The 14,371-nt window shown below is 47.3% G+C and carries 6 protein-coding genes, 2 tRNA genes and 3 rRNA genes; 9 read left to right on the top strand and 2 right to left on the bottom strand.

The annotated features are described in order from the left end of the window. Positions 1 to 92 precede the first annotated feature (92 nt). Together ACM67B_RS07530 and ACM67B_RS07525 are read left to right on the top strand one after the other, a co-directional pair. Positions 93 to 1,970 (top strand): site-specific DNA-methyltransferase, encoded by a 1,878-nt coding sequence (locus ACM67B_RS07530; protein ID WP_416190545.1) that lies wholly within the window; start codon positions 93 to 95, stop codon positions 1,968 to 1,970. A gap of 168 nt (positions 1,971 to 2,138) precedes the next feature. After that, the gene (locus ACM67B_RS07525; protein ID WP_416189103.1) at positions 2,139 to 4,742 is read left to right on the top strand and encodes a DEAD/DEAH box helicase family protein; all 2,604 of its coding nucleotides are present in this window, start codon (positions 2,139 to 2,141) and stop codon (positions 4,740 to 4,742) included. Positions 4,743 to 4,803: 61 nt separating this feature from the next. Here the strand turns inward: ACM67B_RS07525 and coaBC are convergent, their stop codons facing one another. Continuing rightward, positions 4,804 to 5,985: a bifunctional phosphopantothenoylcysteine decarboxylase/phosphopantothenate--cysteine ligase CoaBC gene (gene coaBC, locus ACM67B_RS07520; protein ID WP_416189102.1), complete on the bottom strand. Its 1,182-nt coding sequence runs from the start codon at positions 5,983 to 5,985 to the stop codon at positions 4,804 to 4,806. Positions 5,986 to 6,498: 513 nt separating this feature from the next. Between coaBC and ACM67B_RS07515 the strand changes: the two genes are divergently transcribed. The 6 genes from ACM67B_RS07515 to ACM67B_RS07490 all read left to right on the top strand — a co-directional run bounded on the left by ACM67B_RS07515 (position 6,499) and on the right by ACM67B_RS07490 (position 12,311). Further along, positions 6,499 to 8,039: ribosomal RNA gene (locus ACM67B_RS07515) — 16S ribosomal RNA — on the top strand. A gap of 128 nt (positions 8,040 to 8,167) precedes the next feature. Further along, positions 8,168 to 8,244: transfer RNA gene (locus ACM67B_RS07510), tRNA-Ile, on the top strand. A gap of 11 nt (positions 8,245 to 8,255) precedes the next feature. Beyond that, positions 8,256 to 8,331 (top strand) — tRNA-Ala (locus ACM67B_RS07505). 421 nt (positions 8,332 to 8,752) lie between these two features. Continuing rightward, positions 8,753 to 11,644, top strand: a 23S ribosomal RNA gene (locus ACM67B_RS07500). A 120-nt stretch (positions 11,645 to 11,764) separates the two neighbouring features. Beyond that, a 5S ribosomal RNA gene (rrf, locus tag ACM67B_RS07495) occupies positions 11,765 to 11,878 on the top strand. The 16S, 23S and 5S rRNA genes sit together here with 2 tRNA genes alongside, the layout of an rRNA operon. 145 nt (positions 11,879 to 12,023) lie before the next feature. Next, positions 12,024 to 12,311, top strand: a complete 288-nt coding sequence (locus ACM67B_RS07490; protein ID WP_416190495.1) for a ComEA family DNA-binding protein — start codon at positions 12,024 to 12,026, stop codon at positions 12,309 to 12,311. Positions 12,312 to 12,443: 132 nt separating this feature from the next. Here ACM67B_RS07490 and ACM67B_RS07485 read toward each other — a convergent pair whose 3' ends face one another. Next, a complete protein-coding gene (locus ACM67B_RS07485) occupies positions 12,444 to 13,247 on the bottom strand; it encodes an outer membrane protein assembly factor BamD (protein WP_416189101.1) in 804 nt (267 codons plus the stop codon). Between ACM67B_RS07485 and rluD the strand changes: the two genes are divergently transcribed. Continuing rightward, positions 13,246 to 14,370: a 23S rRNA pseudouridine(1911/1915/1917) synthase RluD gene (gene rluD / locus ACM67B_RS07480; RefSeq protein WP_416189100.1), complete on the top strand. Its 1,125-nt coding sequence runs from the start codon at positions 13,246 to 13,248 to the stop codon at positions 14,368 to 14,370. The two genes, ACM67B_RS07485 and rluD, sit on opposite strands and share 2 nt — an antisense overlap. Position 14,371: the final 1 nt, after the last annotated feature.

Here is a 14,371-nt window from a genome sequence, read left to right as displayed (position 1 = left end):
TAAGCATGATTTTCAGACGGCCTTTTAAAAAAACAAAAGGAAATAATCATGAATAATCAAGAATTTAATAAAAATCTCGGGGGGGGGTAACGCTGCTGAACCATGATTCCGACAGCTTTTTATCCGACCGTCTCCAACAATTCAAAACCCTTTTTCCTGAAGCATTTTGCGAAAACCAAATCGACTGGGAAAAACTCAAACTGATTCTCGGCGAAGACAACCTTTGCGCCGAAAGCGAACGCTACCAACTCAATTGGGCAGGTAAAACCGCCGCCTACCGTGCGCTGCAATCACCCACATTCAATACCCTGATTCCGTGTCAAAGCGAAAGCGTGGATTTCGACAACACGCAAAACGTGTTTATCGAAGCGGAAAATATGGAAGCCTTGAAAATCCTGCAAAAAGCCTATGCCGGCAGCGTGAAGATGATTTACATCGATCCGCCGTACAACACCGGCAGCGATTCTTTTATTTACCCTGATAAATTTTCTGAAACTCGCGAAGAATACGCCAAGCGGGTCGGCGACAAAGACGAAGCGGGCTATCTGAAACGCGACGGCGTGTTTCAAGGCGCGTTCCGTAAAAATGCCAAAGACAACGGCCATTATCACAGCAACTGGCTCAACATGATGCTGCCACGCCTGCATTTGGCGAAAACTCTGCTGCGCGAAGACGGTGTGATTTTTATCTCGATTGATGATAATGAACAGGCACAGTTGAAATTGTTGTGTGATGAGGTGTTTGGGGCGGAGAATTTTGTTGCGGAAATTGCTTGGCGTAGAACAGATAATCAACCAAATATCGGAAATTTAGCCAAAGTAAAAGAATATTTAATTTGTTACGCTAAAAATGTTTATGAGCTTGAGTTAGGAAAATTATCATTAACAGATAAGGCATTAAAAGAATATAGATATTCAGATGAAAATGGATTATTTCGTAGAAAAATATTGTTGGATAAAACAAGGGGAAGACATTTTTATGATGTAAAAACAAAATCTGGAAATATTTTGACCGGTCCTTGGATGATAAAAAAAGAAGATTTTGAAAGATTAGATGCAGAAAATGGAATTTATTGGACCAGCGGGGGAGATGAGCAACCCTATGGAAAACTATATTTAGATGGTTCCAAGGGGCAAATCCCTAATGATTTTTGGGGTATTGAATTTGGTACAAATCAACGTGGCAGTTTAGAAGTAGAGGAACTATTAGAAAATCGTTATTTTGATTTTCCGAAACCAATTTTGTTAATAAATAATTTATTGAAATTAGGCTCCAATTCAAATGCCTTAATCCTAGACTTCTTCTCCGGCAGCGGAACCACCGCCCATGCCGTGATGCAATTAAACGCCGAAGACAATGGCAACCGCCGCTATATCTGCGTGCAGCTTCCGGAGGAAACTGATGAAAAATCCGAAGCACGCAAAGCAGGGTTTTCCAACATCGCTGAAATTGCCAAGGAACGCATTCGCCGTGCGGGCGCGCAAATCCGTAGGGTGCATCTTGATGCACCGATTAATGCCGCAGCCGCAACAAATGGTGCGACAAGTCGCACCCTGCCTGATACGGGCTTTAAAGTGTTCAAACTCTCCGCAAGTCATTTCAAACAATGGCGTAATCCAGCCAAGCTGGACGAAGCAGGATTGACGGCGCAGCTGGAAATGTTCCAAAACGTGGTGGCGGAAGAGGCTTCTGCCGAGCATATGGCTTACGAGCTAGCCTTGCGTTTGGGGTTTCAACTCACTGACCCGATGATTTTTTCAGACGGCATAGTATGGCTGAATAATATCGCCGGTACACGCAAGACGGCTTTGTTCTTAGAAACGTTCAGCGATGATTTGCTGTTGCAATGTTTGGCGCAATCGCCGCAAAAAATCTTCGTTCTCGACCGCGTGTTCAACGGCGATGACGCATTAAAAACCAATGCAGCTTTGCAATGCGAAGATGCCGGTGTGGCGTTTGAAACCTTATGAGACTGAATAAGTAGGGTGCAACTTGTTGCACCATGAACTGAGTGAATGCAGAAATTAAAAATTGGCAGTTAGATTAACGGTTGCGTTGTGCGTGGTTTGAGACAGTGTAACGGTTAATGAGATAGAAATGATATAAGGTGCAACAAGTTGCACCCTACGGGATAAGTCATGCAGTTGAAATTTGAAAAATTGGCATATCAGCAGGAGGCGGTATCAGCGGTCGTGGATTTGTTCCAAGGCGAGCCGAACCATGCTGATGTATTTGAATTGGATGCGGTCGGTGCGAATCCTGTGGTGGTCAACCGCTTGATGCTGCCGCATACAGAAATTGCCGCAAATTTAACCAAGGTGCAAAAGCGTTTCAGACGGCCTGAAACCGAATTGGGGCAGCATGGGCTGAATTTTTCAGTGGAAATGGAAACGGGTACGGGCAAAACCTATGTTTACCTGCGCACGCTGTTTGAGCTCAACAAACGTTACGGCTGGTGTAAATTTGTGATTGTGGTGCCGAGCGTGGCGATTCGTGAGGGTGTATTGCAGACCATTCGTGCTACGGCGGAGCATTTTGCCAATGAGTTTGATAAACCAGTGGTAAATGCGAATGTTTACGACAGCACGCGTTTGAATGTGTTGCGTAATTTCGCTTGCAATCAGCACATTGAAATTCTGGTGATGAATATCGATGCGTTTAAAAAAGAAGACAATGTGATTAATCGGGTCAACGAAAGTGGTGAAGCGCCGATTAAGTTTATTCGTGATACTTGCCCGATTGTGTTGATTGATGAACCGCAAAATATGGAAACGGAGTTGGCCAAGCAGGCAGTTGATGCGCTGAATCCTTTGTTTACGTTGCGTTATTCGGCGACTCATAAGCAGCCGTATCATAAGGTTTACAGCCTGAATCCGATTGAAGCTTACAATCAAAAGCTGGTCAAGCAAATTGAAGTGATGCCGGTGTTGGCGAAAAATGATGTGAATGGTGCGTATGTAGTACTGAAGGAGTTTGTCACTGGAAAGAAAAAGCTGACGGCAAAGGTGGAAATTCACTATCAGGATAAGAAGGAAACCAAAAAGAAAACGGTGCCGGTATCGGCGGATGATGATTTATTTGATAAATCAAACGGTAATGAAAGCTACCGACATGGCTTTATCGTTAATGGTTTGGATGCGGAAAACGGTATGTTGTCGCTGTCGAACGGCACAGTCATTACCTTGGGGGGAAATGATGATTTGCTGCGTGATGAGGTCATGAAAAACCAAATCGCCGAAACAATTAAAGAGCATTTGAAAAAAGAAGGCCGTCTGAAAGCGCGTGGGATTAAAGTTTTATCGTTGTTTTTTATTGATAAAGTGGCAAATTATCGCAATGGCGGTAAGTTTGCAAAATGGTTTGAAGAAATTTATCAGCATGAAACGGGGGAGTCTGCCGAAGGGGTGCACGATGGTTATTTTTCGCAAGATAAAGACACTAAAGGCAACACGAAAGCCGATGAGGATACTTACAATCTGATTATGAAAGACAAAGAGAAATTGTTGTCTTTCCATAGCCCGTTGCGTTTTATTTTCTCTCATTCCGCGCTGAAAGAAGGTTGGGATAATCCAAATGTGTTCCAAATTTGTACGCTTAACGAAACCCGTTCGCCGATTAAAAAACGGCAGGAAATCGGCCGTGGCTTGCGTTTGGCGGTTAATCAGCAGGGAGAGCGAGTGCGCGATGAGGGTGTGAATATTTTAACGGTCATTCCGAATGAGAGTTATGAAAGTTTTGCGGCCAATCTGCAGAAGGAATATGAAGATGAATGCGGTATTAAATTTAGTAATGGTGGACTGAAAAAAGCGGAGGATAAAAGACGGCAAACCTACCGCAAAGGCTTCACGCTTGATCCGGTGTTTGCGGAAATCTGGCAAAAGTTGCAGCAGCGTACCCGCTATCGGGTGCGGTTTGACCGCACGGCATTGATTCAGACGGCCTCAAAGCTTTTAGCTGCAATGCCCGTGGTGCAAAAGCCACAAATCAGCGTACAGAAAGCAATGATTCATCAGTCGCAAACAGATGGTATTTGGGGGGAACAGACAAACAGCCATAACGTACAGGCCGATATGGATTGGGCGGTGCCGGATGTGTTGTATGAACTGGAAAAGAAAACCCGTCTGACACGGGCGACTTTATTTGAAATCTTGCAGCAATCAGGGCGTATCGGTGAAATCGGCAATAATCCGCAGCAGTTTATTGATTTGGCAGCGGAAAAAATCTTGCTGGCGTTAAACGGTTTGATGATAGAAGGCATTGAGTATTTCAAACTGGAAGAAAGCGGCTACGCGCAAAGCTTGGTTGATTGGCAGAAGCTGGAGCAGGAGGGAATTGAGTTTTTCTTGAATCCGTTTACGTTTGAAGTAGGGAAAGAGGGCGGTAAACAGCAAAAAACGATAGTGTCCGACTATATTCCACTTGATTCGGCTACGGAAAAAGAATTTGCCGCAGCCTGTGAAAGTCATGAGAATGTGCGTTTGTATTTCAAATTGCCGCATTGGTTTAAGATTCCAACGCCAATTGGTGCCTATAATCCCGATTGGGCGCTGGTGTTGGAAAATCAAGAAAAAGTGTATTTTGTTGCCGAAACCAAAAATACCGGTAAAGGCATACAAGAGGGCGTAGATATTGATAAATTAGGGATGTTGGAACAGCAAAAAATCGCCTGTGCGGCAAAACACTTTACGGTGTTTGATGGCGTACATTATCGTGTGGTGCAAAAGCTGGAAGAATTGGCTTAACTAAAAAAAAATGCCGTCTGAAAACGATATGATGTTTTCAGACGGCATTTTTTATGATGAATTACAACAATTCCGCCAAGCGCTTCACAATCGCTTCCGCAGCCTGTTGCTTACTGGTTTCAGGAAAAGATGTCTCCTGCTCGGCATCAATAATGGTGATTTGGTTGGTCGGTTTACCCATGGCAATAGAAACCTGATTGGCGACCAGCATTGGAATATTTTTACGCAGACGTTTGGCGCGGCCATATTCCAACACATTTTCGCTCTCCGCCGCAAAGCCCACGCAGAAAGGCGGATTGGGTAGGGCGGCGACCGAAGCGAGAATATCGGGATTTTCGGTAAGCTCGATAATCGGTGCTTGGCCGCTGCCGTCTTTTTTCAACTTTTGCTCACTGCTGTTTTTGACTTTATAGTCGGCCACAGCGGCAACGGAAATAAAGGCATCCTGCTGCTGAATTTGCTGATGAACCGCTCGATACATGGCTTCTGCACTGATTGCCTGTTCGCTGGTGTGTAAACCGGCTGGAATGGCCGTCTGAATTTGGCCGTAAACCAAGCTGACTTCAGCGCCAGCAGCACGGCAAGCGCGCGCCAAAGCCATGCCCATTTGACCGCTGGAAATGTTGGTAATACCGCGTACGGGGTCGATGGCTTCAAAAGTTGCGCCCGCAGTGAGCAGAATTTTTTTGTCTTTTAAGGGTTTAGCTGCCCACACATCGGGCAATAAATCAGCCAGTTCCGCCGCTTCCGGCATACGTCCGACGCCAACTTCGCCGCAAGCCTGTTCGCCGCTATTGGGTTGGAAGACGGTAATGCCGTCTGAAATCAGTTGGCGGATATTGCGCTGATTGGCAGGGTTGAACCACATTTCTACATTCATCGCCGGGGCAACGGCCAAAGGGCATTTGCACGCTGCCGCCAAATTGGTCAGTAAATTATCGGCAATCCCGTTGGCGATTTTGGCTAAAGTGTTGGCCGTAGCAGGTGCAATTAAAAATACATCCGCTTCACGCGTTAAATTAATATGCGCCATGCCGTTGCCGCCCGATTGGCCATCATGGGTATCGGTCAACACAGGATTACCACTTAAAGCCTGAAAAGTAAGGGGAGAAATAAATTCTGCCGCAGCACGGCTCATGGCCACGGTCACATCATGACCCTGTTTTTTCAAAAGGCGCACCAATTCGCAAGATTTATAAGCCGCAATACCGCCGCTGATGCCCAATAGAATATGTTTACTCATATCAATAAAGTTTGTATCTGTATTAAAAAGAGAGAATGTTGCCACTATATCATGAAGTATAGGTTAAGGCCGTCTGAAAAACTTCATTTCAGACGGTCTTTGTATATAACGCTGATAAGTTTGGGTGGTTGGAGTAGTTTTTTTTTACAAATTAGTTGAAATTAAATTTTGTTGTAAAACAGAGGTTTGAAAGATTTTGTAGAAATTATTTGTTTGTGGGAGTTGACGGTTTTGGGGGAGAGGGGTATAGTTCGGTTCTTCGCTGCTGACGCAGTAGCGAAACGAACTGATAATTATAGCACGGTTGATTTAATTTTTCGATGAAATTTGAAAAAAAGAGTTGACAAGTAGTTTGAGTGATGTATAGTTCGGTTCTTGTTCTTTAACAAACAGATTACCGATAAGTGTGAGTGCGACAAGCCTCACACTGCGACAAAAACAGACAAGATGTAGAAATATCTATACTTTGTCAGTTTCTTTGAAGCAGACCAGAAGTTAAATAAGTTAGAGATTAAACATAAGAGTTTGATCCTGGCTCAGATTGAACGCTGGCGGCATGCTTTACACATGCAAGTCGGACGGCAGCACAGAGAAGCTTGCTTCTTGGGTGGCGAGTGGCGAACGGGTGAGTAATATATCGGAACGTACCGAGTAGTGGGGGATAACTAATCGAAAGATTAGCTAATACCGCATATTCTCTGAGGAGGAAAGCTGGGGACCTTCGGGCCTAGCGCTATTTGAGCGGCCGATATCTGATTAGCTAGTTGGTGGGGTAAAGGCCTACCAAGGCGACGATCAGTAGCGGGTCTGAGAGGATGATCCGCCACACTGGGACTGAGACACGGCCCAGACTCCTACGGGAGGCAGCAGTGGGGAATTTTGGACAATGGGCGCAAGCCTGATCCAGCCATGCCGCGTGTATGAAGAAGGCCTTCGGGTTGTAAAGTACTTTTGTCAGGGAAGAAAAGCATAGTGCTAATATCACTGTGTGATGACGGTACCTGAAGAATAAGCACCGGCTAACTACGTGCCAGCAGCCGCGGTAATACGTAGGGTGCGAGCGTTAATCGGAATTACTGGGCGTAAAGCGAGCGCAGACGGTTAGTTAAGCAAGATGTGAAATCCCCGGGCTCAACCTGGGAACTGCGTTTTGAACTGGCTAGCTAGAGTGTGTCAGAGGGGGGTAGAATTCCACGTGTAGCAGTGAAATGCGTAGAGATGTGGAGGAATACCGATGGCGAAGGCAGCCCCCTGGGATAACACTGACGTTCATGCTCGAAAGCGTGGGTAGCAAACAGGATTAGATACCCTGGTAGTCCACGCCCTAAACGATGTCAATTAGCTGTTGGGCAACTTGATTGCTTAGTAGCGTAGCTAACGCGTGAAATTGACCGCCTGGGGAGTACGGTCGCAAGATTAAAACTCAAAGGAATTGACGGGGACCCGCACAAGCGGTGGATGATGTGGATTAATTCGATGCAACGCGAAGAACCTTACCTGGTCTTGACATGTACGGAATCCTCCAGAGACGGAGGAGTGCCTTCGGGAGCCGTAACACAGGTGCTGCATGGCTGTCGTCAGCTCGTGTCGTGAGATGTTGGGTTAAGTCCCGCAACGAGCGCAACCCTTGTCATTAGTTGCCATCATTCAGTTGGGCACTCTAATGAGACTGCCGGTGACAAGCCGGAGGAAGGTGGGGATGACGTCAAGTCCTCATGGCCCTTATGACCAGGGCTTCACACGTCATACAATGGTCGGTACAGAGGGTAGCCAAGCCGCGAGGTGGAGCCAATCTCACAAAACCGATCGTAGTCCGGATTGCACTCTGCAACTCGAGTGCATGAAGTCGGAATCGCTAGTAATCGCAGGTCAGCATACTGCGGTGAATACGTTCCCGGGTCTTGTACACACCGCCCGTCACACCATGGGAGTGGGGGATACCAGAAGTAGATAGGGTAACCGTAAGGAGCCCGTTTACCACGGTATGCTTCATGACTGGGGTGAAGTCGTAACAAGGTAGCCGTAGGGGAACCTGCGGCTGGATCACCTCCTTTCTAGAGAAAAGAAGAGGCTTCTCGCATTCACACTTATCGGTAAACTGTAGAAGATGCAAAAGATATTGAGAGATCAAAAAAAAGAACGGTTAAAAACTGAACTTAAACGATTTCAAAATAACGACCTTGGGTTTGTAGCTCAGCTGGTTAGAGCACACGCTTGATAAGCGTGGGGTCGGAGGTTCAAGTCCTCCCAGACCCACCATAACTCATACTGGGGGCATAGCTCAGTTGGTAGAGCACCTGCTTTGCAAGCAGGGGGTCATCGGTTCGATCCCGTTTGCCTCCACCACGCACTTCCCAAATCAAAGTCAGTTGGCAGGAAGAACAAAAAAGCGCATAGCGCTGATTTTTTTGTTTGACCAATAAAAGCTTGACAGAAAAAAGAAGGCTGATATAATGGCCAGCTCATTTTGATTTGCGAAGTCAATAGCAATATTGAAAAGCATCGATCTTTAACAAATTGGAAAGCCGAAATCAACAAACAAAGACAATGTTGATTTACTTTGACAATCAGCTATTTGCAAATGGCTGATTGTTGTAAAGAAGTAAATCACAGAATTTGGGTGATGATTGTATCGACTTAACCCTGAAACACAAAAGGCAGGGTTAAGACACAACAAAGCAGTAAGCTTTATCAAAGTAAAAACATCTAGTTCCACTACTTGTCAACGGTAGTGCGGATTAAGTCAAAGAGGTTCTTGAAATGATAGAGTCAAGTGAATAAGTGCATCAGGTGGATGCCTTGGCGATGATAGGCGACGAAGGACGTGTAAGCCTGCGAAAAGCGTGGGGGAGCTGGCAATAAAGCTTTGATCCCGCGATATCCGAATGGGGAAACCCACTGCATTTTGTGCAGTATCCTAAGCTGAATACATAGGCTTAGAGAAGCGAACCCGGAGAACTGAACCATCTAAGTACCCGGAGGAAAAGAAATCAACCGAGATTCCGCAAGTAGTGGCGAGCGAACGCGGAGGAGCCTGTACGTGATAATTGTTGAGATAGAAGAACAAGCTGGGAAGCTTGACCATAGTGGGTGATAGTCCCGTATTCGAAATCTGATCAATGGTACTAAGCGTACGACAAGTAGGGCGGGACACGTGAAATCCTGTCTGAATATGGGGGGACCATCCTCCAAGGCTAAATACTCATCATCGACCGATAGTGAACCAGTACCGTGAGGGAAAGGCGAAAAGAACCCCGGGAGGGGAGTGAAATAGAACCTGAAACCTGATGCATACAAACAGTGGGAGCGGACATGTTCCGTGACTGCGTACCTTTTGTATAATGGGTCAACGACTTACGTTCAGTAGCGAGCTTAACCGAATAGGGGAGGCGTAGGGAAACCGAGTCTTAATAGGGCGACTAGTTGCTGGGCGTAGACCCGAAACCGAGTGATCTATCCATGGCCAGGATGAAGGTGCGGTAACACGCACTGGAGGTCCGAACCCACGCATGTTGCAAAATGCGGGGATGAGCTGTGGATAGGGGTGAAAGGCTAAACAAACTCGGAGATAGCTGGTTCTCCCCGAAAACTATTTAGGTAGTGCCTCGAGAATGAGACTGATGGGGGTAAAGCACTGTTATGGCTAGGGGGTTATTGCAACTTACCAACCCATGGCAAACTAAGAATACCATCAAGTTGCTCCTCGGGAGACAGACAGCGGGTGCTAACGTCCGTTGTCAAGAGGGAAACAACCCAGACCGCCAGCTAAGGTCCCAAATGATAGATTAAGTGGTAAACGAAGTGGGAAGGCCCAGACAGCCAGGATGTTGGCTTAGAAGCAGCCATCATTTAAAGAAAGCGTAATAGCTCACTGGTCGAGTCGTCCTGCGCGGAAGATGTAACGGGGCTCAAATCTATAACCGAAGCTGCGGATACGTGTTTACACGTATGGTAGGGGAGCGTTCTGTAGGCCGAAGAAGGTGCATTGAGAAGTGTGCTGGAGGTATCAGAAGTGCGAATGTTGACATGAGTAGCGATAAAGCGGGTGAAAAGCCCGCTCGCCGAAAGCCCAAGGTTTCCTACGCAACGTTCATCGGCGTAGGGTGAGTCGGCCCCTAAGGCGAGGCAGAAATGCGTAGTCGATGGGAAACAGGTTAATATTCCTGTACTTTGATTCAATGCGATGTGGGGACGGAGAAGGTTAGGTTAGCAAACTGTTGGAATAGTTTGTTTAAGCCGGTAGGTGGAAGACTTAGGCAAATCCGGGTCTTCTTAACACCGAGAAGTGATGACGAGGCACCAAGGTGCTGAAGTAACCGATACCACGCTTCCAGGAAAAGCCACTAAGCTTCAGTTGAATCAGAACCGTACCGCAAACCGACACAGGTGGGCAGGATGAGAATTCTAAGGCGCTTGAGAGAACTCAGGAGAAGGAACTCGGCAAATTGATACCGTAACTTCGGGAGAAGGTATGCCCTTCGATGTGAAAGACTAGCTCTGTAAGCATTGGAGGGTCGCAGAGAATAGGTGGCTGCGACTGTTTATTAAAAACACAGCACTCTGCTAACACGAAAGTGGACGTATAGGGTGTGACGCCTGCCCGGTGCTGGAAGGTTAATTGAAGATGTGCAAGCATCGGATCGAAGCCCCAGTAAACGGCGGCCGTAACTATAACGGTCCTAAGGTAGCGAAATTCCTTGTCGGGTAAGTTCCGACCCGCACGAATGGCGTAACGATGGCCACACTGTCTCCTCCTGAGACTCAGCGAAGTTGAAGTGGTTGTGAAGATGCAATCTACCCGCTGCTAGACGGAAAGACCCCGTGAACCTTTACTGTAGCTTTGCATTGGACTTTGAAGTCACTTGTGTAGGATAGGTGGGAGGCTTAGAAGCAGAGACGCCAGTTTCTGTGGAGCCGTCCTTGAAATACCACCCTGGTGACTTTGAGGTTCTAACCCAGACCCGTAATCCGGGTCGGGGACCGTGCATGGTAGGCAGTTTGACTGGGGCGGTCTCCTCCCAAAGAGTAACGGAGGAGTTCGAAGGTTACCTAGGTCCGGTCGGAAATCGGACTGATAGTGCAATGGCAAAAGGTAGCTTAACTGCGAGACCGACAAGTCGAGCAGGTGCGAAAGCAGGACATAGTGATCCGGTGGTTCTGAATGGAAGGGCCATCGCTCAACGGATAAAAGGTACTCCGGGGATAACAGGCTGATTCCGCCCAAGAGTTCATATCGACGGCGGAGTTTGGCACCTCGATGTCGGCTCATCACATCCTGGGGCTGTAGTCGGTCCCAAGGGTATGGCTGTTCGCCATTTAAAGTGGTACGTGAGCTGGGTTTAAAACGTCGTGAGACAGTTTGGTCCCTATCTGCAGTGGGCGTTGGAAGTTTGACGGGGGCTGCTCCTAGTACGAGAGGACCGGAGTGGACGAACCTCTGGTGTACCGGTTGTCACGCCAGTGGCATAGCCGGGTAGCTAAGTTCGGAAGAGATAAGCGCTGAAAGCATCTAAGCGCGAAACTCGCCTGAAGATGAGACTTCCCTGAGGATTTAATCCTCCTAAAGAGTCGTTCGAGACCAGGACGTTGATAGGTCGGGTGTGGAAGCGCAGTAATGTGTGAAGCTAACCGATACTAATTGCTCGTGAGGCTTGACTCTATCATTTGAAGAACTTCAAAGATAAAAGCTTACTGATGATTCAGTCATCACCAACAGTTGATTAAAGAATAAATAAGTGCAGGAGACTGCATAACGGCTTACCGATTTGTACAGTTTAAGTTTGGCGGCCATAGCGAGTTGGTCCCACGCCTTCCCATCCCGAACAGGACCGTGAAACGACTCAGCGCCGATGATAGTGTGGTTCTTCCATGTGAAAGTAGGTCACTGCCAAACACCCATTCGAAGCCTCTGACCCTTGTCAGAGGCTTCTTTACGTTTAAAATAACCCCAAACCGACCACACGATTTGCCATCCCGGCAGCGGCTAAATATAATGCACACTTTAACCGTTCAAAAAAGGAGCAACCGGCGTGAATACTTTGAAAAAAATCCTCTTTACCGCACTGGCTACTCTGGCCGCCTCGATATCGGCTGCAGCCGTCAATATCAATACGGCCTCCGAAAGCGAACTGACCGCCCTGCCGGGCATCGGCCCAGCCAAAGCCAAAGCGATTGCGGAGTACCGCAAACAGCACGGCAGCTTTAAAACGGTGGACGAATTGAAAAACGTCAAAGGCATTGGCGAGGGAATCTTCTCGAAGCTGAAGAATGAGGCTACTGTCACTGCGCCGGCCAAGAAGGCTGCCCGGCCTGCTGTTAAGAAGTAGCCGCTTGCTGGATGATTGGAAAGTGGAGGCCGTCTGAAACATGTCAGGTTCAGACGGCTTTTTGTTTTGCGGATATTACCTCAAAAAAAAATCAGCTTGAAATATTTCAGGCTGATTTCTTAAATTGATATATTACTTCCAGTAACGCCACCAAGGCATGTCACCATTGCGCCATTCATGGGTTAAGAATGGGCTTTCCGGAAAGTTTTGCTGCAAAATACGGCGGGTATCTTGAGCCAGTTGCGGTTTTTCCAGTTTTTTGTAGGCCAGTTCCATCATGGCTAAAGATTCTTCAACATAACGTGTATTTTGGTATTGCTGAACAATTTTTTGTGCGCGGTTAATGGCCGCAACGTATGCGCCGCGTTTCATGTAATAACGGGCAACGGCGATTTCATTGCCACCCAATGCATCAACCAATTTGGTCATGCGTGCGGTGGCATCTGGTGCATATTTACTGTTCGGATAGCGTTCTACCAATTGAGCAAAAGCATGGTATGCATCGCGGTTGGCTTTAGGGTCTCGGTCAGACCAGTCTTGTGAAGCCAATTTGTTTAAGAAAGACTGATCTTCATTAAACAATACCAAGCCTTTTAAATATAAGGCATAATCCATGTTCGGATGTTGCGGATGATGGCGCTGGAAGCGGTCGATGGCGGCCAGGGCTTTTTCCGGTTCGTCATCTTTATAGTATGCGTAGGCCGTATCCAATTGCGATTGCTGCGCGTAGCGGCCATTAGGGAAACGTGATTCCAGCAGTTCATATAACTTGATGGCTCGCGTATAATTGTTGCTGTTCAATTCATCCTGTGCTTCAGCATAAAGCTGTTCCACACTCCAATCCTGAGTAATTTGAGCGTCTTTATCGATGGTGCCTTTATTGGCACATGCGCTGAGCGCCAAACTTAAAGAAACTAATAAAAGAATTTTTTTCATGCAGAATACTTCCTTTGATAATGAAGCTGATTATAGCGATGATTTAGACTTTGCGGCAGTCCCTGAAGCAGAAAGTTGTGTTAAATTGACTGTACCTGTCGAGATGGCCGGATTGCGTTTGGATGCGGCACTGGCCAAACTCATGCCCGATTATTCGCGCAGCCGCCTGACCGCTTGGATTAAATACGGCGATGTTATGGTAAACGACAAACCTGCCCAGCCGAAAGCAAAAATGATTGGCGGAGAGTTTATCACAGTTACCGTGCGTCCGAGCGAAGAAAATCTGGCATTCACCCCTGAAGCGATGGATTTGGATATTGTTTACGAAGACGATACCGTGATTGTCATCAACAAACCTGCCGGACTGGTGGTGCATCCCGCTGCGGGCAACTGGACAGGCACGCTGTTAAACGGCTTACTCGCGCATTGCCCGGAACTTAGCCAAGTGCCGAGGGCAGGGATTGTGCACCGCTTGGACAAAGAAACCAGCGGTTTGATGGTGGTGGCGAAAAACTTACCCGCACAAACTTCTTTGGTGCAGCAGCTTCAAGCGCGTACGGTGAAACGTATTTACCGCGCCGTAGCCAACGGTGTAGTGCCTTTTGACGGCAAAATCGACACTTTAATCGGCCGTGATCCGCACAACCGTTTGAAAATGGCGGTGGTGAAATATGGCGGTAAACCTGCTGTGACCCATGTGAAAGTGCTGGAACGCTATTTGTCGCACAGCTATATCGAATGCGCGTTGGAAACCGGCCGCACCCATCAAATCCGCGTGCACATGCGCGAAGCCAATCACCCGTTGGCGGCGGATCCGGTTTACGGCAACCCGCGCCATCCGTGCAGCGAAGGCGTGAAAGAAGCGGTGAAGGCTTTGGGCGCGCGCCAAGCCTTGCATGCTTACCGTTTGAGCTTTGTTCATCCGAAAACCAATGAAACGGTGTCGTTTGAAGCGCCGTTGCCGGATGATATTTACCATCTGCTTTCGGTATTGCGTTTGGAAGCCGGCTTGGATTCATCGTTGAGCCATGAAGAAGAATGGCAAGACAAGCTCGACAGCGACGATGACGATGATTGGAACGAAGACGATTACGATGTTGAAGTCGTTTATGTACGAGAATAAT

The organism is Neisseria sp. CCUG17229, assembly GCF_047839235.1.
Taxonomy (GTDB): Bacteria; Pseudomonadota; Gammaproteobacteria; order Burkholderiales; family Neisseriaceae; genus Neisseria; species Neisseria brasiliensis.
The sequence above is the reverse complement of the archived record's forward strand: the minus strand, read 5'-3'. Positions and strand labels throughout refer to the sequence as shown.

Bases quoted from the DNA above. Each gene is read 5' to 3' on its own strand.
- coaBC (WP_416189102.1), bottom strand. From the start codon at position 5,985: ATGAGTAAACATATTCTATTGGGCATCAGCGGCGGTATTGCGGCTTAT.
- ACM67B_RS07525 (WP_416189103.1), top strand. From the start codon at position 2,139: ATGCAGTTGAAATTTGAAAAATTGGCATATCAGCAGGAGGCGGTATCA.
- ACM67B_RS07485 (WP_416189101.1), bottom strand. From the start codon at position 13,247: ATGAAAAAAATTCTTTTATTAGTTTCTTTAAGTTTGGCGCTCAGCGCA.
- rluD (WP_416189100.1), top strand. From the start codon at position 13,246: ATGCAGAATACTTCCTTTGATAATGAAGCTGATTATAGCGATGATTTA.